Origin of the sequence: Sinorhizobium sp. B11 (assembly GCA_039725955.1) — a bacterium.
In the GTDB taxonomy this organism is placed as follows: Bacteria; Pseudomonadota; Alphaproteobacteria; order Rhizobiales; family Rhizobiaceae; genus Rhizobium.
The window spans coordinates 77,972-95,311 of record CP091035.1 but is presented as its reverse complement, the minus strand read 5'-3'; the positions used below and the strand labels follow the sequence as shown (position 1 = coordinate 95,311).

16 protein-coding genes and 1 pseudogene are annotated in these 17,340 nt (G+C 55.9%); 5 read left to right on the top strand and 12 right to left on the bottom strand.

What is annotated here, in order from left to right; all coding sequences use genetic code 11:
* Positions 1-9: 9 nt before the first annotated feature.
* Together LVY75_33485 and LVY75_33480 are read right to left on the bottom strand one after the other, a co-directional pair.
* Positions 10-1,215 carry an XRE family transcriptional regulator gene (locus LVY75_33485; protein XAZ26210.1) on the bottom strand — a complete coding sequence of 402 codons (1,206 nt, stop codon included), beginning with the start codon at positions 1,213-1,215 and terminating at the stop codon, positions 10-12.
* A 78-nt stretch (positions 1,216-1,293) separates the two neighbouring features.
* Positions 1,294-2,070: a hypothetical protein gene (locus tag LVY75_33480; protein XAZ26209.1), complete on the bottom strand. Its 777-nt coding sequence runs from the start codon at positions 2,068-2,070 to the stop codon at positions 1,294-1,296.
* 219 nt (positions 2,071-2,289) lie between these two features.
* On the opposite strand from LVY75_33480, the gene LVY75_33475 reads away from it, so the two are divergent.
* Genes LVY75_33475 through LVY75_33465 form a run of 3 tightly spaced genes read left to right on the top strand, consistent with a single transcriptional unit; the run spans position 2,290 to position 5,124 of the window.
* Complete coding sequence (locus LVY75_33475) at positions 2,290-2,907, top strand: type IV toxin-antitoxin system AbiEi family antitoxin domain-containing protein (GenBank protein ID XAZ26208.1); 618 nt, start codon at positions 2,290-2,292, stop codon at positions 2,905-2,907.
* The gene (locus LVY75_33470) at positions 2,900-3,769 is read left to right on the top strand and encodes a nucleotidyl transferase AbiEii/AbiGii toxin family protein (protein XAZ26207.1); all 870 of its coding nucleotides are present in this window, start codon (positions 2,900-2,902) and stop codon (positions 3,767-3,769) included. The genes LVY75_33475 and LVY75_33470 overlap by 8 nt, the downstream gene beginning before the upstream one ends.
* Positions 3,766-5,124: a hypothetical protein gene (locus tag LVY75_33465; GenBank protein ID XAZ26206.1), complete on the top strand. Its 1,359-nt coding sequence runs from the start codon at positions 3,766-3,768 to the stop codon at positions 5,122-5,124. Before LVY75_33470 ends, LVY75_33465 begins: the two co-directional genes overlap by 4 nt.
* A gap of 441 nt (positions 5,125-5,565) precedes the next feature.
* Here the strand turns inward: LVY75_33465 and LVY75_33460 are convergent, their stop codons facing one another.
* Together LVY75_33460 and LVY75_33455 are read right to left on the bottom strand one after the other, a co-directional pair.
* Positions 5,566-7,020: a putative DNA binding domain-containing protein gene (locus LVY75_33460; protein ID XAZ26205.1), complete on the bottom strand. Its 1,455-nt coding sequence runs from the start codon at positions 7,018-7,020 to the stop codon at positions 5,566-5,568.
* Positions 7,021-7,335: 315 nt separating this feature from the next.
* Entirely contained in the window at positions 7,336-9,687 is a 2,352-nt protein-coding gene (locus tag LVY75_33455) for a hypothetical protein (protein XAZ26361.1), read from the bottom strand.
* Between the two features lie 150 nt (positions 9,688-9,837).
* Here LVY75_33455 and LVY75_33450 point away from each other — a divergent pair, with 150 nt between their 5' ends.
* The gene (locus tag LVY75_33450; protein XAZ26204.1) at positions 9,838-10,749 is read left to right on the top strand and encodes an HNH endonuclease; all 912 of its coding nucleotides are present in this window, start codon (positions 9,838-9,840) and stop codon (positions 10,747-10,749) included.
* Between the two features lie 94 nt (positions 10,750-10,843).
* Here the strand turns inward: LVY75_33450 and LVY75_33445 are convergent, their stop codons facing one another.
* From LVY75_33445 to LVY75_33425, 5 genes are all read right to left on the bottom strand, one after another.
* Entirely contained in the window at positions 10,844-11,002 is a 159-nt protein-coding gene (locus LVY75_33445) for a transmembrane anchored protein (protein XAZ26203.1), read from the bottom strand.
* 192 nt (positions 11,003-11,194) lie between these two features.
* Entirely contained in the window at positions 11,195-11,797 is a 603-nt protein-coding gene (gene hxsA, locus LVY75_33440) for a His-Xaa-Ser repeat protein HxsA (protein XAZ26202.1), read from the bottom strand.
* On the bottom strand, positions 11,794-12,879 hold the full coding sequence (gene hxsC / locus LVY75_33435; protein XAZ26201.1) for a His-Xaa-Ser system radical SAM maturase HxsC: 1,086 nt from the start codon (positions 12,877-12,879) through the stop codon (positions 11,794-11,796). Before hxsC ends, hxsA begins: the two co-directional genes overlap by 4 nt.
* Positions 12,876-14,282: a His-Xaa-Ser system radical SAM maturase HxsB gene (gene hxsB / locus LVY75_33430; GenBank protein ID XAZ26200.1), complete on the bottom strand. Its 1,407-nt coding sequence runs from the start codon at positions 14,280-14,282 to the stop codon at positions 12,876-12,878. Before hxsB ends, hxsC begins: the two co-directional genes overlap by 4 nt.
* Positions 14,279-14,455, bottom strand: a complete 177-nt coding sequence (locus LVY75_33425; GenBank protein XAZ26199.1) for a hypothetical protein — start codon at positions 14,453-14,455, stop codon at positions 14,279-14,281. Before LVY75_33425 ends, hxsB begins: the two co-directional genes overlap by 4 nt.
* Positions 14,456-14,699: 244 nt before the next feature.
* On the opposite strand from LVY75_33425, the gene LVY75_33420 reads away from it, so the two are divergent.
* On the top strand, positions 14,700-15,284 hold the full coding sequence (locus LVY75_33420; protein XAZ26198.1) for a peptidoglycan-binding protein: 585 nt from the start codon (positions 14,700-14,702) through the stop codon (positions 15,282-15,284).
* Between the two features lie 113 nt (positions 15,285-15,397).
* Here the strand turns inward: LVY75_33420 and LVY75_33415 are convergent.
* The 3 genes and pseudogenes from LVY75_33415 to LVY75_33405 all read right to left on the bottom strand — a co-directional run bounded on the left by LVY75_33415 (position 15,398) and on the right by LVY75_33405 (position 17,237).
* Positions 15,398-16,286: pseudogene (locus LVY75_33415) on the bottom strand (transglutaminase family protein).
* An 85-nt stretch (positions 16,287-16,371) separates the two neighbouring features.
* The gene (locus LVY75_33410) at positions 16,372-16,653 is read right to left on the bottom strand and encodes a hypothetical protein (protein XAZ26197.1); all 282 of its coding nucleotides are present in this window, start codon (positions 16,651-16,653) and stop codon (positions 16,372-16,374) included.
* Between the two features lie 134 nt (positions 16,654-16,787).
* Positions 16,788-17,237 carry a hypothetical protein gene (locus tag LVY75_33405; GenBank protein ID XAZ26196.1) on the bottom strand — a complete coding sequence of 150 codons (450 nt, stop codon included), beginning with the start codon at positions 17,235-17,237 and terminating at the stop codon, positions 16,788-16,790.
* Between the last annotated feature and the right edge of the window lie 103 nt (positions 17,238-17,340).

Here is a 17,340-nt window from a genome sequence, read left to right as displayed (position 1 = left end):
GCTTGCTTGTTAACGTTTGTGGGGAAAAGGCACTACTTCACCCGTGCCTATCGTTGTTCGGGCCACAGCATCGTCTCGCGTTTTGAGAGTCACAACTTCCGCTGCATCCCTCTCAAACCATCCTTGAGGTAAGCCACAAAGGTTCTCAAGATCCGTGGCAGAGATGGTGAACTCTGTAGCCAGGAGGTCTGCCTTGCCTCTGACGCCGTTTTCGACGATCAGGCTTAGGCTGTCCCGCAGTGCCTTAGGCGCTGTGACTGGCCAATGTTGGTCGAGTGGTTCGCCCTTCGCCCATCCCTTTGCCGAGTAGAGTTTGTAAAGTTGGCGAGCGTAATCCTCGGGCAATATATCGAGATCCGACAGCCGTTTGATTTGTGCTTTTATTGATACTCTCCAGCGTTCCTTCAGCCTTGTGAGCATTGCGAGCGAAGGATGCTTCACCTCGTGGGGATAGGTAGTCGAGGGCATCAGAAGCGCGCTTCCAAGGCGGAATGCCTGTTGCTCAATAACACGAAGATTATCTTGAAATTCGCTATCAGAAACGCCCTGGTGCAGGATCGCATGTGCTAACTCATGCGCGGCGTCCATCTGACGACGTGGGAATGACATTTTATCCGTAGCGAGCAAAACATGCGGACGATCATCAATCGGCGACCAGCCACATAGACCGTCGAGTTTTGTCGTGTTCATAGGGATGGTCGCGACAACGATGCCGATCCTCTCCATGAGAGCAACGACGTCGCCGCACGGACCATCGCCCAAATTCCAGTGCCGCCGAAGCCGCAACGCAATGTTCTCAATATCGTCGTCCCGTAGCTCGGTATAACGAGCACCCGAAAGAACGTCAGGAATATCCACCTCTGGTAGATCGACGTAATGGCTCAAAACGTAGCTGGTTTCTTGAAGCCAATGCATCTGTGATTTTTGATAATTTAAGTCCCGGACGAGGGTGCTTGCCAACGATCGCAGAAAGGTCGGCCGCTCGCTTTCGAAGCGCGGACGCAAAAAAAATTCCGGCCGAACCTGAAGCTCGTTGGCGAGTCGAACAAGCGTTGAGTAATCCGGGCTCTGATCGGCACTCTCGTCTTCCCAGCGAGAGACAGAGGTTGGGCTGACGTCCAGCCTCCTCGCTAGAGCAGATTTGGTTGTGATTCTCCTCGCGTCACGAGCTTCCGTCAAGCGAGCGGGAATAAATCCGGGAGTGCCAATTCTCATTACCTTGAATCCAACAAGCTCCGTACCTCTTGGTACGGAGCATCAACTTCCTCTCAGGCTTTAATCTAACAGGCGACCTTATTCACCTGCGCCGTCTTCGGACTCTTTGTCCTGACGAGTTTCTGGTGGGATGAAGAGTTTCCGCGCCTGGCGGAGCTTCACGATACTTCCGCCGTCAGCCGGACCCTTCAGCTCCGCGGGTGACTCAGGAGAGCCGTATCCACCCAAAAACTTCTCGAGCGACTCGTAGAAAACGAAGTCTTTGTAGTCCGATCCGATGACACCGATCGCAATTTCCTCGATCATGCCGGCGCGCTCACGATCGCGGGCGGTGAGGAAAAGGGCGAAGATGTCAGTCGGTTGGGGGCTCCTGTCATCGGCAAACAGGCTGGTCTGAAGGCTCACATTCAGTGTCACGCCTGCAGCACGAGACATGTTTCTCGGAGGAATTTTCTTGCGTTCCGGCATGGAAGCGAAGCCTAGGATCACGCCGGTCTTTGGTCCAACAAATCGTGCGAACGGCTGAAATACCTTGAGGTTTGTTCCCACCATGACCCCGTCGGTGAGCAAATGCCCACCATGAAGCTGCACTACCTCCTCATATCCTTGCTCTTGCAAGCGAAAGCGGATTTGCCCCTCGGCCTCACGACTGCGCTTTGGATTGAGAGCGAGTTCCCGCCGGACGACGTCATTGGCTTTTAATGCTTCGGCGCGGAGCCGGTCCTCGAGATCCAACAGAAGGTCCTTTGGTACCGCATCGAGGATTGTTTGTCGGACGTCAATCATACGAATCCCTTTCGTGATAAAGGAATTCATATCATGATTTTCGCGTTTTGCAATATTCTGATACGTCATGTTGCGTCAAATCGGCTCGGAAACAAGCTGGGAATCGCGCCCGGATAGCCTTCCAACGGCCAGCTGCGCTGCCGAAATTGACCGGTCGACGGTTCGACTCGTTTCAAGGCAACTGTTCGTTATTGGCTCACGACTTCGCCAGTCGACGGCTTTCTCAAGTCTAGGGATTGTGATACAAATCCTCGGATAATAGATTCTATGCTCCGAGTTTTTGTATCAATGCTGACTTCCGTCACGCAGCGCCAAATCGCCCGAACCGTGCTCGCTGAACGCGGGATAGCACGTCTGGCGGAGCTGCGGAACGCAGGCGTGACGGCGGCCACCATGAGCCGAATGGAACGAGATGGCGAGGTGATGCGGCTTGCCCGTGGTCTTTATCAACTTCCCGATGCGGAACTCGATGCCAACCATAGTCTGGCGGAGATTGCCAAACGCGCCCCGAAAGCCGTTGTCTGCCTTGTTTCGGCCCTCGCTTTCCACGGCTTGACGGATCAACTTCCGAGACAAATCTGGCTTGCCATAGGCCGCAAAGACTGGGCTCCGCAACCGGACGGTCCTGCTATGCGCATCGTGCGTTTCACAGATAGCCTTCTCAACGAAAGCGTCGAGACCCATGTCGTTGAAGGCGTTCCGGTGAAGATTTTTGGAATCGCCAAGACGATTGCCGATTGCTTTCGCTATCGCAACAAGATTGGCCTATCCGTAGCGATAGAGGGGCTGCAGGAGACGCTGCGGCAACGAAGGGCTACTCCTGGCGAAATCGCTGACCAAGCCGAGCGCGGTGGCGTTGGGACTGTAATCCGTCCGTATCTCGAGGCACTGACCGCCAATGGCTAAGGAAATCAGAAACGTCGGCGCCTCGGTGCGCGCCCGCCTGTTGCAACTCGCCAAGGCAAGCGGGCAGAGCTTTGATCTGATTCTGACGCGTTTCGCCATTGAACGGTTATTGTTCCGGCTCAGCCAGTCGCCTCACGCCGGTCGCTTTGTGTTGAAGGGGGCGATGCTGATGATGAGTTGGTTTGACGACCCGCACCGCGGCACGCGCGATCTCGACCTTTTGGGCTTTGGCAATCCCGAACCGGATCCGATGCTGGCGACCTTTCGGGAGATTCTGGAGCAACAGGCTGACGATGGCGTCACGTTCGACGCCGAAACTCTACGCGTGGATCGCATTCGCGAGGGACTGGAATATGGTGGGCTCAGGCTGCGGGTGGTCGCTTCGATCAGCGGAGCCCGGATCACCCTGACGATCGACATCGGGTTTGGCGATGCGCTCGAGCCTGAGGCGGAGACGTTAGATTATCCTTCAATGCTCGGTTTTCCGATGCCCCGGCTCCGAGCCTACGCGCGAGAAACGGTCATCGCTGAGAAGTTCCAGGCGATGGTCATGCTGGGGCGTGCAAACAGCCGGATGAAGGACTTCTACGATATCTGGATTCTCAGCAGATCATTCGATTTCACCGATGACAGATTGGCGCGTGCAATCGCAGCGACGTTCGAGCGGCGCGAAACTCCGATCCCCACCGAGCTACCGGACGCCCTGACGGACGCCTTTGCCAAGGACGAGCAAAAGCAGCGGCAATGGCACGCTTTCGTTGAGGGAGTTGCACACGGTCCTGGCGATCTGACGGATGTCATCGCGGAGATTGCCACCTTCCTGATGCCGCACGTTGTTGCGGCTGCGAGGCTAGGGAAATGAGCGGTTTGGTTGCCACCGCCAGGCTATGGAGCGATGACAAATCAATTGCGCTGACGAAATATACATCGCACGGGCACGTTCCGAATCCGATTGCACGGCACTTCGAGGCACCCCATCCGGTCCAAAACCTCACTTTCGGACCACTTGCCCTTGCGGGTGCCGTCGCCAGAACGGCCACAGTTCGTGACGATGCCCCGCCCGTCGTGCTGGACGCTCTCAAACGAAGCACTTTGCCGATGCTGGAGGCAATGATCGAGGATGGTCTGACATTCGCTTTGTCGTCCAATTTTCAGCACCTGGCCGACGCGGAGCGAACGTTTTTCGCGGCGCGCGTCGGTAGCGGAATCGCCGATCTCTATATGAACGCCATGGGATACACATGGCGAGCAAATGCGGCTTGTCTGTCCTCCGTGCTCGATCCCCATGCCGACTTCCTATACGAAGGTGGCAATGCGAGTGGTCATGGTGTCGTCCTGGCTGAAGCGCATGGCTCCTTCGCAAAGAACGCCAGCGCGGCGAGTGTTCATCTCAAGGCGAAGAACAAATACCTTGAGCAGGTGAAGCCGCACCTTGGTAAGAATTCAGAATACGGCAAGGTGATCCACGGCTACTGTGTTGCCTTCGGTTCGGCGCCGGGAACCTCCGGGGCATTTCTGAGCTTGTCGGAAACGAAAACAAAGAAGCCAAAAGAAAAGAAGGGCGACCCGCCCGCGCCAACTTTCCCCGACACTTCTCGCGAACGAGACACACCCACATCGATTGCGCTGGCAGCGCACCGCTCGAACTTCTTCCTCATGGGAAGTGATCAGCTTGTCAGTTGGATTGATTGGGTGCGCTCAAAGGATCGACCGTTGCCGGCGATAACACCTCTCGTGTTTCTCAGGCTTCAATATGCAAGCCGCCGCTACCTTATCCCGGTTTCATCGCTCTGGTGGCTTGATCCTTTGCACAATTGGTGGCCGGAATTTTTCGACAATGAACGTCAGTGGCGCCACATGCTGCGTTGGTCACTGAGGCCGAGATCAGGCCGATGGCCACATCTCGGCTGTTTCGCAATCGAGGAAGGCGCCGGTATGGCCTTCCTTGATGCGCTGACCGGGCTCATCCAAAACGGGCCGGACTCCATGCCTGATATGGTTCGGTTGCCGGATCTCGAACCTGCCGGGTTTGGCTTTGGTGACGAGACGTCTGCACGGGGCCGGGACGACGGGGGCTATCAGTATGCCCTGTTCCGGGACGGCTTGGCTCTGTTGGGCAATCCGCAACGCGGCCGTCCTCGTGGCGTTCTGACCTGGGCTCCAAAGGAAGGCATGGCCATCGACGAATGGCCAGAGAACCTAACGAACGCCGGATGAAGGTCGGCAGTGCTCTTTAGATGTGCGAGCATATCTCCACGTCAGCTTGGTCTGAAGGGACTTGGGCTTCTTGCAGGATAAGTGCCGAAGCTTGTCAACTTCTCGCTGGTCGAAACCATTGCACCCTGCTCGCCGCCCCGCACATGCCGTCCGTGGCATTGTATCGGTGTTGAAGTCGCGAAAATGCTTTCCTCGGCACTCGGGTTCATTCCAAATCGTGGCTTGCGATTCGTCTGAGCAACGGCTTGCGATCGCAACGTGAGGAATGGTGCTGACAGGAGAAGTGGACAAACATGGACGGATCCCTAGCATTGGAAATCACAGGCGATGCAGGCATCTTTCGTCACGGCGACGCATATGACATTGCCACCGACGAGCTTGAACCTCTGATCCAATCAAGCCTGCGGTTCGATTCCCATCAAGGCGTGATGCTCGAAAACATTAGACCGCCCAATATGGAACATACCGTGCGTTGCGCCTGCCTTGATCGGGATCCGCGGGCGCAATGCGGTTTAGTTTGATAGACTCGGCGATGATAGCCGAGACAGCCTGGTATTCCTCCGGTGGGAGTGAAAATCGCTCTCGAAGAGTGGCGTTGCTCATGTAGTCGTGGGTGAGCCAACGAAGGATACAATGGAAAAAGCACGCTCGCAGCTTTTCGGCCTTTGACATTTGGGCGAATGTTTTAGGCGCGAACAAAACGACACGCATCGAATTCTCGGACGAAATGAAGTCAGGAGGGGGCAGATGTTGTGCTTCAATTTCGATTAGGGTCTTGTCTAGTCCGCCCCCGCGTTCTTCGCAGAGGCCGAACGATCGCATGGTTGCAGCGAGCTTTTCGTTTCTTGATCGGCGCTCGTCGAGTATGCGGTCGGTGCTGATCAAGGAATTGCCTGGGTTGGTGACTTCGATGCGATTGTCGTAGATTTCGACCACGGGGCCGACGCCAGCCGCCATGAAATCTTGGTGGATAAGTGCGTTCGCAATCACTTCCCGGACGGCGGTCTCAGGAAAATGTGGCACCATACGTCGAACGCCGTCGATGTAGCGTTCTTCTTTAGGGAGGCGCTCCATCAAGAACCGCATCATTGCCGTAAAGCCTACAGCGTATCCTTTTTTGCCCTCTTGCTCGAAGTCAGAACGAGACTTGTCGCGGCCGGCGTATTTGACGATGCGGACAGTCTTTCCGGCGATGGATGGAAAGATAGTGACGTCTCTAGCCAGCATGGTTGCTCCGAGATTGGTGATGTCGAACCTCCCCTCAAGATTGTCGAGCAGAAATCCGGCATCGACCATTTTTCGAATAATTTCCTGAGGTCTTTTCGGCTTAGGATCGCCAGTCAGTTCGTAGATCGGGTCGGGATCTAGCATTTTGAAAAGATCGTCTTCGGTAACGTTGGTTGTTGCGACTGCCGTTTCGAAGCGTCGGCGACCAGTTGCTATCCAAAGTGCGCGTTCGTGCTCTGGAAACTCGGCGAGTTTTTTCTTGTTTTCGCCGATCCTGATAAATTCCGTGCCAGAGAATTTGACTGGTCGTTCATGGGAAGGTTCTACGGCAATAACAGAATAGGATAAGCCGTCACAAACAAAGTCGAGAACTTCAACGAGAACTCGCGGTTCGATCATTCGTGCTAGCCAATTGGTGAAGTCTTCATTGCCATGTTTCTGATGCTGAAGGCGAACGTCTGTGCCAACGCGTTTTTTGGTCCGGTCTTCTACCCCGAACACGAGAAAGGCGCGGTCTCGTCCGGCGAGCATCGCCGAATTTGCGAGAGCCGACACATATTCTCCGATTTGAAGCGGATCCTTGTTGTTGACCTTGAATTCCAGCCACGCGCATTCCGTCGGTTCTTCGAGCAATCGATTGAGCAGGGCACAGGGATCGTGAATCGGCATTATGGGTCCTCTTTTATCCCCCTTATATCAGATTCGACCGTTTCAGAACCTCGCAATGTAGAAAACTTCGAGTGGAAACAAAGCGATGACGCGAAGACAAGGGTGCGGATTTTTATCCGCGTTTTGTTGAGTTGCGCGCAACATCGCTCTGCTCATATGGCAATATAGCCTCTTGGATTATATCCTTCTTTTATCAGGATTTCCGGAGGTCGGATGAAGCCACATTAATGGAAACAATGGGATAGTCGTCCAAACGGGCAACTTCTTATATCAGAAGTGGTCTGTCGCAAATTCTTTCGCCACTCAGCAATCCCACTAAGCAGTCGCCTCCCAGACTTGATTCAAAATACGCGCCGCAAGTGCAGCCTTGTCTTGCGGCAGGAAACGGCCGTAGTGCTGCTGGATCATGTCTGGGGTATCTTGGATCGCATAGCTGGCCTGTTCATATGAACCAGTTTGCTTCAGGATGTGGGTGGCGAGGACGTCGCGAACATTATGCGGACCATGGGGCAATAACCCTCTGATTGCGCCGCGGCCAGTATAGGGATTGTAGATTCCATACCGCCGGATGGCGAGCCGCCAAGCTTCGTAGAAGGTCGTTTGGTTATAGGCCGCATCCTTGCTTGTGGTCTTTACGGTCTTGATGAAGAACGTGCCTGGATCATCAGCGCCGCCTAGCAAGACACCACGGTGTCGATCAATATAAGCGTTCAGATACGGATAGAGGTCCTGGAGATCAGGCAGGACAAGCCGAAATGGTTTCGAGCCGAAGAACGACGAATTGGCATTCTTGAAGGCGTTAGACGGGATCAGGACTTCCCAGCCATGATCGCGATCGCTCCAACGGATCTCTCCACGTTTCATATCCTCCAATCGTCTTTCCGATGTCGGGAAATGCCCGCGCGGGCAGACGAGCAATTGCCGCAGGTTTTCCTGACGCAGACCGAGATGGAGCCCCAGGCGCAGCATCAAGAATGATCTGACTGCTTCCGCAGCTGGGCGAGGATAGCGATCCTCATTCGGCATGCGTTTGATGATCTCGTCAGTAATCTTGCGATACTCAAACAGCGGGCTTTCGGCCTCGAGAATGGCCATGATGGGCTCGAACGGATCGCGGTGAACCCGCGACACACGCTGGATTTCTTTCGAGCGCTGGGATGCATGCTTGAAGCAGGTATCGCAAGCGGCACGCCAGTTTGCCTTGGCGAACGCGAGCTCGGTGGCGGTGACTAAGCCCGGGATTGGCTTCACATTCTGGGCGAGTTCCGGATGTTGCCATATCCAGCCGGTATCCGGCCGGACCATACCGAGCAGGACCTGCAGCATGTCCTCTTCCCACTTGGTATAGAAGCCACGGCGCCTTTCGCGCCATTGCAGATACCAGTCCCAGATACCGGGAAAGACCAAAAGGCCAAAGGTCAATTGACCGAGAGGAACGCCAAAGCCCTTTACCGCGCTATTCGGTGACGCCGCCAAAGAACCAAACATCAAACCCAGATGTTCGATCTTCTGGGACGCCGTCTCTTCGCCCCACAGGCCGTTTCTCTGAAACCCGAGAGCTGTCAAAGTTGCGGTCTTGAAACGGATCAAGTTCGCCATTTCCATCGCCAGCCGGGGAGGGGCGTCGATCACGCCTGCAAGCAGATCCGGATCCTCTATCGTCGTGTGATCGCCTTCATCGTCCGCGAAACTCTCCGCGTCAGCTCGAGGCGTAAGCGAGCCGCCATAGGAAATACCGGGAAACCGAATTGCATATCGCTGCTTGGTGGCTGCCGCCTGAAATCGTCGATAGTCGGTCGTGCCAGAGATGATGACGCGTCGGACCCATTCTAGAATTTCTTCGCGCTTGCCAAAGGGAAGGCTGTTGAAGTCGTCTGGCAAATGCCACGCAAGACGCCGCCGCTCGGCGGGGCCAATATCGGTGCCGACCTCATGCCCGGACGCCGACCGTGATTGGTGCGGAAGCTTCTCTTTGAAGTAGCCGTTCGGCAAACGGTAGCGACGCTCGATCCGCGACAGGATTTCAAGACTGTCTAGAGATCGTGGTACCTTGATGCCCTTCACCCAGGTCAGCAGGGTCTTGTGGTCAAAGGATGGGTGGGCGCCAGCGACAGCTCGGTGCAGGTGAAAATAAGAATCCCCGTGCCGGCGCATATGATAGATCAGGGCCTGCTGAAAATCGTCGGGGTCTTCGGTCCAGTCGAAGAGTGGCTCCGGAAATTCCTCAACCAGTTTCGGAGGAACGCCTGGCTTCGCTTTTGATGTCGCCGCCGCGGCCTCTGGATGTCGAGAGCTTGGCGCGGTGCGCTGTTTGGACGAAATCGAAGATGGAGGAGCTGGTTTCCTTTTCACTTTCCTCGCGACTGGCTGATCATCTTCCTTCGGAAGCTCTTTCGCAGCCCAGCGGGCAATCGCCTCGAGCCCAGATTGCAGGTTCTTCTTCAAGCCTGCCGACAATTCATCTGCGAGACCGCAGGCCTCGCTGACCGATTGCCAGTCAATGCGGCCCATCCGCATGGGCGGAGGCTTACGGTAGATAATCAGGCTGGTGAGGTAAGGCTTGATATTGTCGAGCGTGCGCTGAGAGACGAGGGGCGCGATACGCAAATCGCAGAACTCAGAAATCTTACGCTGAAAATGAATGGATGAAGCAGACTGGTTTTTCATGATGACTTTGGCTTGGATCCTTGCCGGCACCGGTGCCGGGGGGAGGCCTGCTAAAGCCACATGGTAAATGAACCCTAAACTGCCGCCGAATTCAGTGCAGACGACAAACGCCGAGGTGCGCAATAGGGCCGGCAATGCTAACCATGAACCATGGGATTCGGGGTTTTCATCCATCGCTCAGATTCGATTTACGACGACAGTCCAGCGGAACAGTATCAGTTCCCGAGCCAGTATCTTGGCCGTGTTCAAGCCTGTGTCGGAGATTGGATCATCTACTATGAGCCGCGCAAAGTTCTCGCAACGCGCGGCTATTTTGCCGTCGCAAAGGTAGCTCAGGTCATCTCCGATTCGAAGTCGCAGAACATGTACCTAGCGTTGATTGGACCAGGCACCTACCTCGACTTCGTCAATGCTGTTCCGTTCAATGGACCAGGTGGCGTTATTGAACGCGGCGTCCTGAATGATGAGGGACGAATTTCCGGTAGGGCACAGGCCGCCGTGCGGCCCATATCCGCAGAGGATTTCAATCGTATTCTGTCGGCTGGTCTTGATGAACATGAACCAGAATTGCCTCGCGTGGACGATCAACTGTCCTCGCATTCTGGCGACGGTTTTGAAGACGGAGCTCAAGCACCTTTCATATTTGAGCAGGAGCGGGAGCGCGTCACGCAATTGTCCTCACGGATCGTTCGCAGCCGACTATTTCGCAGGCTGGTTCTGCAGGCCTATGACAAGCGCTGCGCAATTACTGGATTGAAGCTCATTAACGGTGGCGGGCGTGCCGAAGTCGATGCTGCCCACATTCGACCGGTGGAGGCGAATGGCCCGGACATCATCAGCAATGGTATTGCCCTGTCCGGCACGGCACATTGGATGTTCGACCGCGGACTGATCAGTCTTACGGATGAACTCGAGATTGTGATTTCTCGACAAGCTAACGATCCAGACGGTGTTCGAGGCGTAATCAACCGAACTGGGAGGGCGGTCGTTCCGTCGCGACCGTTCGAGCGGCCGCATCCTCGGTTTCTCCAGTGGCATCGGGAGAACTGCTTCAAGCAATGACCCATCTCGAATGTCGATGCGTGGCAAGACTTCACGACGGATAGACGCAAAAAAGGCCCGCCGCAGCGAGCCTTCAATCGTTTCGGGGTTTTACCTACCAGCCGGAAGACCCGCCGTCACGCTGGTCGGACGCGCGGCCGCCGCAACTTGAGCCATCGGAGGCTCTGTCCCACGAATGATTGCAGTTTCCTGCATATGTGAACGACGATGCGCTGATAAGCATCAGAAAAGCAGCAGCAATAAGCTTGAACATCAGATCCTCCCCGAGTTGTTTCGCGCTCATCGCATTGCACGCAAAAGATGATTCGCAAAGAGGAGAGTCGCCAATATTTCATAAGACGATTCTTATTTAGATAATCGTGGTTAAAATGGCGCACTCGCCACTGGATGATGTGCCGACGGTGAAGCAGGTCCGGTATCTCCTCGTTCAAAACAGCCTGGACGGCTAACGAACAGCAATGCCAAAAGCGTCCAGGACTTCGGTCGTAATCGTTCCGGTGACTTTCAGATTGTTGTCCTTTTGCATCTGGCTGAGTGCTGCGCGCGTATCCTCGTCAACGACGCCCGTAAGCGAGCCAGCGTAGTAGCCATAGGCCGTCAGTCCCGATTGCACCTGGATGACGACCTGTCGGAATTTGTTGGAATTGCCTGGCAGCACCTTGGTCGGTGCCACTGGCTGCGGAGCGGCTGGTACAGGAGCCGGGGTGAGTATTGCCGGTATCAGTGCGGCGGCCGGCGGCGTATAGGTCGGGGCGGTGTAACGGGGGACAGGTGGTGACGGATCGCTGTAGGAGGGGCTGCTGTAGGTAGTGCTTGGCAGGTACCCGCCGCCACTGCCCGAGCGATGGCTCGAATGGGAACTGTGGGAACTATGGCTCGAATGCGAGCGATGGCCGGCGAGCGAATAGAGATGACGGATCTTGAGACGCTCGAGGATCGAATGCGGATCCGATTTCTTGGCGATCGGATCAAGCGGCATGGCTACAGTCTCTGATGGCAGGAAGCCGGCGGCAAGCAGCGACGGGATGAGGAATAGGCGTCGTTTCATAATGGCGTTAGCCCCCTGAAACCTTTTTTGTGATCGTACCATTCGAAAAAGCCGCCACAGCGTTGGCGTTGCGAGCATCCGCTGCAGAAGGATTCGTGCTTTTTTTTCCAATCGGCGATTGATGCCGGGGCGAGACCGCGATAGCGGGCCGGAACCGAGCACAGTGGAAAATTGTAGAGCTGGATAGGGACGTTTCTGGCTGTCGCGATGTTGATGGCGCGCGCGACGTTTTCGAAATCGGTCGACGTATCCTTGAAGCTGCGATCCCAATTCATACGACCATAGCCGATGTTTTCGAGCTGCATGATCGCCCAACGCTCGACGAAGGGCAGGGAGGTGCCAACAAAGTCGGCAATTGCGGGCAGCTCGGCTTCGTTCTGCTGCATGACCACTGTTCGTAGTTCGATCAAGGCGCCTGCCTCAAAGAGAATGGCAAAAGACTCGATCAGCCGTTCGAAGGCGCCTTGCTTGGCGACGATGGTGTCGTGACGATCAGCGTCGCGCGCATAGAGTGGGATGCCCCAAAGGATCCGTTCCGTTCCGATCGTCTGTAGTGTTTCGATATCCTCGTCGGTAAAATGCTGGCCATTCGACAGAATATGGAACCTCAGATCGGCCCTGATGATCGACAAGGACAGAAGCATGTCGAAGAGCTTCCTCTTGTGGAGGAGAGGTTCGCCTCCAGACAGGCCGATGTAGGCGTTGGCCGGCGCCAGCAACGTGGCGGTCTCCAGCTCGGCGAACAGATCGATATGGCCCTTTTTCGGTGGCTGCGAGCACATCAGGCAGAGCTGGTCGCATTGCTCAGTGATCAGCAGCGTGTTGTGCGCAGAATTGGCCCTGATCAGGCGTCGGGCGCTTGTCTGTCCCGGCGCTATCAAGATGACGTCGTTGTCGAGTCTCGTGTCGGGGTCCGCGTAGAGCGCAAGTGAGAAACCCTGGAAGTCATATTCCCGCCTTTGACCGTCGACCTCGATGAGCACGGCATCGTGTACGCCGAGCTCATCGGCTGCGTCCCGCAGCCTGACGATGAGCGGCTCGACGATCGGAAGCGGCTCGACCTTAAGACTCATGTCGGTCATGAATGGAACTTCAGCAATTGCGGATCGATTGCTTCAAGTCCCGACCAAAGGGCGATCGAGCGCTGGACCTTCGGATCGTCGCAATAGAGCAGTTCGAAGATAAGATCGAAAATTGCCATATGTCTCTGACAAAAGTCAGTCATGTGACGTGGCAAGTCGATCCGACCGTGCCTGGAAAGATCGTCGATAAGGTCGACGCCACAGAAAGCCTGATAGGGGCAGTGCACGCAGTCGGCGTCAAACAGATTGAGCGCTTCCATGTTGAGCGCATCGATTGTCGCGCGATCGAGCCCTGTCCGCACGTCGCCCATGCGCAGGTCGATATGGCCGAGCCGCGTCATCATGCGTGCCTCATCACTCGGATAAAAGGCGCCGTCATGATCGATCACCAGATAACTTTTCCCGACGACGTTCGGATTCCGGAGATCGACGTGGTTGTCGTGACCACTGCGCAAGACACGGCGTAGACAATGAGAGAAGTAGAACTCTTCCATTGTCGTGTCCGACGTCGCGTTGTGTTCGACAAGGCGCATGATGAAGGCGCGGATATAGTCGGCCCAGAGCGAGCCGATATCACGTGTTCGAAACCGCTTCCGGGCAAATCCTTGGTGGTTTACCGGCCGGAGATAGATCGATCGGAAGCCGAAGGACGAGTAGAGGGTTATAACCTCGCCTGGGTCCGGCAAGTCATCGGGGTCGAAGGTCGGGAGTGCTGAAATCCGCCCCGGCATCGACTGTGTTGCGCGTGCCAGATTGCGCAGGAAGCGATCGGTTGTGGCTGTCGTTATGGTGCGATGGCGTTCATGCAGAGAGACTGTCGGATCAAGTGATGTGCTGACGAACGTGTCCTGTGACGACAGAAACGCCCATGCCTCTTCGCTTACATCCTGGAGATTTGTGCAGACGACAAATTCAGATTGTTCGAAGCGCTGCCGCGCGAAAGCCCGTACTTCCTTCAGGACGTCGAGCCGAAGGAGCGGTTCGCCGCCCTGAAATTCTATCTTTATCCTTTGCGTCGACTGGCTATCAAGAAATCGTAGCACCGCCTGGAGGGTGGCCGCGTCCCAATCATAGCCAGGCGCATGTTCGTTGACGCGGCTTACTTGGCAATAGGCGCAGGCAAGATTGCAGCGAAGCGTTGGCACCAGGATGACGTAGTCGAGTTCAGACGGCGCATGGAGGCGTTTGGCCCACCGATAGGCAAATGAATTGAAGGCGAGATCGCCAGCCTTGTCGAAGGCATGTCCATTCACTTCCAGAAACCGCGTATCTTCAGCTGACAGCTCTCCCGCTACATATCGCACGAGGAATGCCTCGTCGGAACGAAAGAAGCCGCCGGCATCGTCGCAGAATAGGAGGCTCTCCGTGCCGGAAGTCCGGAACTTTAACGGCATCACATTCATCGCAGCAATCTCTCGATCACCGACCGGCGAACTGCGTCCGTCTCACGGAAAATCTTCTGTCGATAGAGCGTGTGGCGAAACGCAGCTATCACTGTGAGGTCGGAGCTGCTGAGCTCGACACCGTCTTTCGCGGCGGTGACCGCCACCTCTGGATGGAGATAGGAGAAGCGCATGATGGCTTCGTCAAGGTAGGGCCGAAAGATCGGCGCGATGTCTAGAACCACTGGATTCGACCTGAAAAGCAACCAGGAGGTGCTAATGTAGATGAGTTGCGGCGATTCCTGAATCTGAACGCCGAAGTTGATAACGACTTTTTTTGGACTTTCTATCAAAGGGGTCGGCGTTCGGGTTGCGGATGATTGTCAGTCGATGTGAGCATTGACGAATAAACCTTGCGGTGCACTGAGGAGAGGCCTGATGGCAACAAAAGCAACCTGCACATCAGGCGCGATTGCTTGCGTAGGGCTTCTGATGTCGGCCCACATGGTTTTTGCCGAGATACGGCCGGTTCGAGACGTTCAGCAGGCGCTTGCTGGACAAGGTTTCGATGCCGGCGCGCCTGACGGAATCTGGGGGTCAAAGTCGATTGCCGCACTTCAAGCGTTTCAACGGGCGCATGGGCTCACCCCGTCTGGCATCGTGACGCAGGATTCATTGAAGGCGTTATTTCCTGCTTCTAGCGATTTCCAACCAGTTACCGTGCCAGCGAATGTCGCATCAACACCGGACGTGAATCCACCTAATGTGAATTCCGCGGTTGTTTCTCCGAAGCCCTTACCCTTTTCGGCTCCACCCGCACCGTCGAGAACCACAGTGTCCGACGAAAAAACCAGCGGAAGAAATGGTTCGAGCCAGGGCGGCTATATCGTCATCATCGGTCTGTTTGTTGCAAGCTTCTTGTTTCTCAGGGGTCGATCTAAAAAGAGCGATACACAGAAGGCGCCATCAAAGAGCAAGGGAACAGAAACAAATACCAAAAGCAGGCGTGGCGCCTTGCGGTAACGTGAGGAATTTCGTTCCCTCCCGACAATAAACTATGCGGACCCAACGTTCGATTCTCATCAAGAGCCGCGGAACTTGGAAACGCGAGCATTGAGTGCCCGATTCGACGAGCGTTAAAGCCGCGCTACTTGTGCAGGGTCGACTGCTTTGACTTCTACTGTCACGTCCATCGACAGGAAGGCATCAGCCGCACCCATGAAGCTCCCTGAGACCGGAACGGCCTGCGCGATGTCGCGTGTCATGGCGACCGGGACAAGGTTGGCGCCGCCCATGCTGCGGTTCGTCGGATCGAATGTGATCCAACCGGCGCCCGGAACGAAAACCTCCGCCCAAGCATGCGTCGATCCCAGGTCCGTCGAGCCAACGAGGGAACTGTCCGGATTGAACAGATAGCCTGAGACGATCCGGGCGCCGAAGCCCAGACTGCGCCCCGCCTCCACGAACAGTACGGCAAAGTCTCTGCAAGAGCCCCAACCCCGATCGAGAGTGGTCGACGGCGCCTGCGTGCCTTCCTCTTCCCGGCTCTGGTAGGAGATGGAGGATGCGATGCCTAGACTAATATCCTTGAGGAGGGACAGCGTATCGGTCGGCGTGCCAGCGACGAAACCGCGAACCCATGTCGCAAGCCGGCCGTCGATATCTTCGTACTGCTGAACCGCAAGCGCACCGAGATCAGTCCAATCACTGTCGGTGTACAGAAAAGGATAGTTGATTGCCGACACCGCAATGTCGAAGACGGGCCATGCAGATGCCGTCAAATCGACGGTTGCCATGCTGTCCACAACAAGGCTTTCGCTGGGCGTCTGGAATGTCACTGAGGCGATCGCATTGCCGAATACGTCGTTCGACCAGGTCAACTCAGCCTCGGGCGAAATGGAAATCATGGCTCAGCAGCCTGAGCTCGCGGCCTTCACGTGGCCTGAGCATAAGGCGGTGCGGCGACAGCGACACCTTCTCTCGAAAAGCGTAAGTCGTACGATGATGAATGTTGAGCGTCGGCATAGCAACGGGTCCTAAAAAGCTGATGGCGAGGGCGCTGCCCCTGAGACAGAGCAATGGCATAACTTCCGCGCGCCGCACCGGCTCATCAACGCATCAGTCCAGCAGCCCGAAGCGCACTGTTAATCACCGTGCCGACGCCTCGATCGTCCCGACCGCCGATGTTGCGCACCGCGCTCGGCTTTGCATAATCGATTGCATTTCTGAAGACGTCCGTCGGCGAGCGGCCTTCCCGTGGAAACGCGATGTCGTGAGTGTAGAGCAGAAGTTCCATGCCCTCACGAGAACGTAACACCAGACGACTGGGGGAAAGCTGAACCGGGAAGCGATGGCTGTAAGTCGTGCGGTGTCGCATGGAAAGCTTCAGCATGCCCTCTCCTTGTCAGCGCCGCACGAGTGCAAACCAATCCACTCCATCAGACCTGAGCTGGCGAAACGCCTACGGCTCTACGTTGTCCGTTGCCGAGCTCCGGGACTCATCACAACACCCGATTGCCCTGCGGATCAGACATCGCTGATCGATGGGAGATGCAGCTTGACCTCCCGACGCTGCTTTTCATCCAGAGGCTCGATATGCTCCTTCCAGAATGACGATGCCATGGCTGGTTCATCGTCCCACTTTCGCGTGCTGACGATGTTGTCGTCGACTTTCACGCGCCGACGCCCGCCGAGGCGCAGGTACTCCTCCGCCAGCCGCAGGGATGGCGTCTCAGCATCCTCTCGAATTCCGGTATCTTCGCTCTTTTTATTCTTCTCCAGGAACACGACCAGTGCCTCACACTCGGGACCGAAGGGCTGCTGTTTCAGGAAAGCATCGACCGATGAACTTGTCTCGTGGCCGCCAGAGGATGCATTCCCCCGATGGAGGACGAAAAGCCTGCTGGTCGCGGCGTCCTTTCCAATGAACCACTTGTCTCCATTCGAACTCGAAGCAAATTCTTGCAGATCGGTCATGTCGTAGTCCTCTTTTCAGCTTTCAGTTCATAGGACACGGAAAGCCACGGCCTATCGGATCAGCTTGATCGCGACGGTGATCCCGGATCTCTGAGCGTCGCGG

What these genes read in the sequence shown, in the direction of transcription:
- hxsA (XAZ26202.1), bottom strand. Translation starts at nt 11,797, where the DNA reads ATGAAACGACGCCTATTCCTCATCCCGTCGCTGCTTGCCGCCGGCTTC.
- hxsC (XAZ26201.1), bottom strand. Translation starts at nt 12,879, where the DNA reads ATGACCGACATGAGTCTTAAGGTCGAGCCGCTTCCGATCGTCGAGCCG.
- LVY75_33425 (XAZ26199.1), bottom strand. Translation starts at nt 14,455, where the DNA reads ATGCGCTTCTCCTATCTCCATCCAGAGGTGGCGGTCACCGCCGCGAAA.
- LVY75_33465 (XAZ26206.1), top strand. Translation starts at nt 3,766, where the DNA reads ATGAGCGGTTTGGTTGCCACCGCCAGGCTATGGAGCGATGACAAATCA.
- LVY75_33405 (XAZ26196.1), bottom strand. Translation starts at nt 17,237, where the DNA reads ATGACCGATCTGCAAGAATTTGCTTCGAGTTCGAATGGAGACAAGTGG.
- LVY75_33450 (XAZ26204.1), top strand. Translation starts at nt 9,838, where the DNA reads ATGGGATTCGGGGTTTTCATCCATCGCTCAGATTCGATTTACGACGAC.
- LVY75_33410 (XAZ26197.1), bottom strand. Translation starts at nt 16,653, where the DNA reads ATGCTGAAGCTTTCCATGCGACACCGCACGACTTACAGCCATCGCTTC.
- LVY75_33420 (XAZ26198.1), top strand. Translation starts at nt 14,700, where the DNA reads ATGGCAACAAAAGCAACCTGCACATCAGGCGCGATTGCTTGCGTAGGG.
- LVY75_33455 (XAZ26361.1), bottom strand. Translation starts at nt 9,687, where the DNA reads ATGAAAAACCAGTCTGCTTCATCCATTCATTTTCAGCGTAAGATTTCT.
- LVY75_33485 (XAZ26210.1), bottom strand. Translation starts at nt 1,215, where the DNA reads ATGAGAATTGGCACTCCCGGATTTATTCCCGCTCGCTTGACGGAAGCT.
- hxsB (XAZ26200.1), bottom strand. Translation starts at nt 14,282, where the DNA reads ATGAATGTGATGCCGTTAAAGTTCCGGACTTCCGGCACGGAGAGCCTC.
- LVY75_33460 (XAZ26205.1), bottom strand. Translation starts at nt 7,020, where the DNA reads ATGCCGATTCACGATCCCTGTGCCCTGCTCAATCGATTGCTCGAAGAA.
- LVY75_33475 (XAZ26208.1), top strand. Translation starts at nt 2,290, where the DNA reads ATGCTGACTTCCGTCACGCAGCGCCAAATCGCCCGAACCGTGCTCGCT.
- LVY75_33470 (XAZ26207.1), top strand. Translation starts at nt 2,900, where the DNA reads ATGGCTAAGGAAATCAGAAACGTCGGCGCCTCGGTGCGCGCCCGCCTG.
- LVY75_33445 (XAZ26203.1), bottom strand. Translation starts at nt 11,002, where the DNA reads ATGTTCAAGCTTATTGCTGCTGCTTTTCTGATGCTTATCAGCGCATCG.
- LVY75_33480 (XAZ26209.1), bottom strand. Translation starts at nt 2,070, where the DNA reads ATGACGTATCAGAATATTGCAAAACGCGAAAATCATGATATGAATTCC.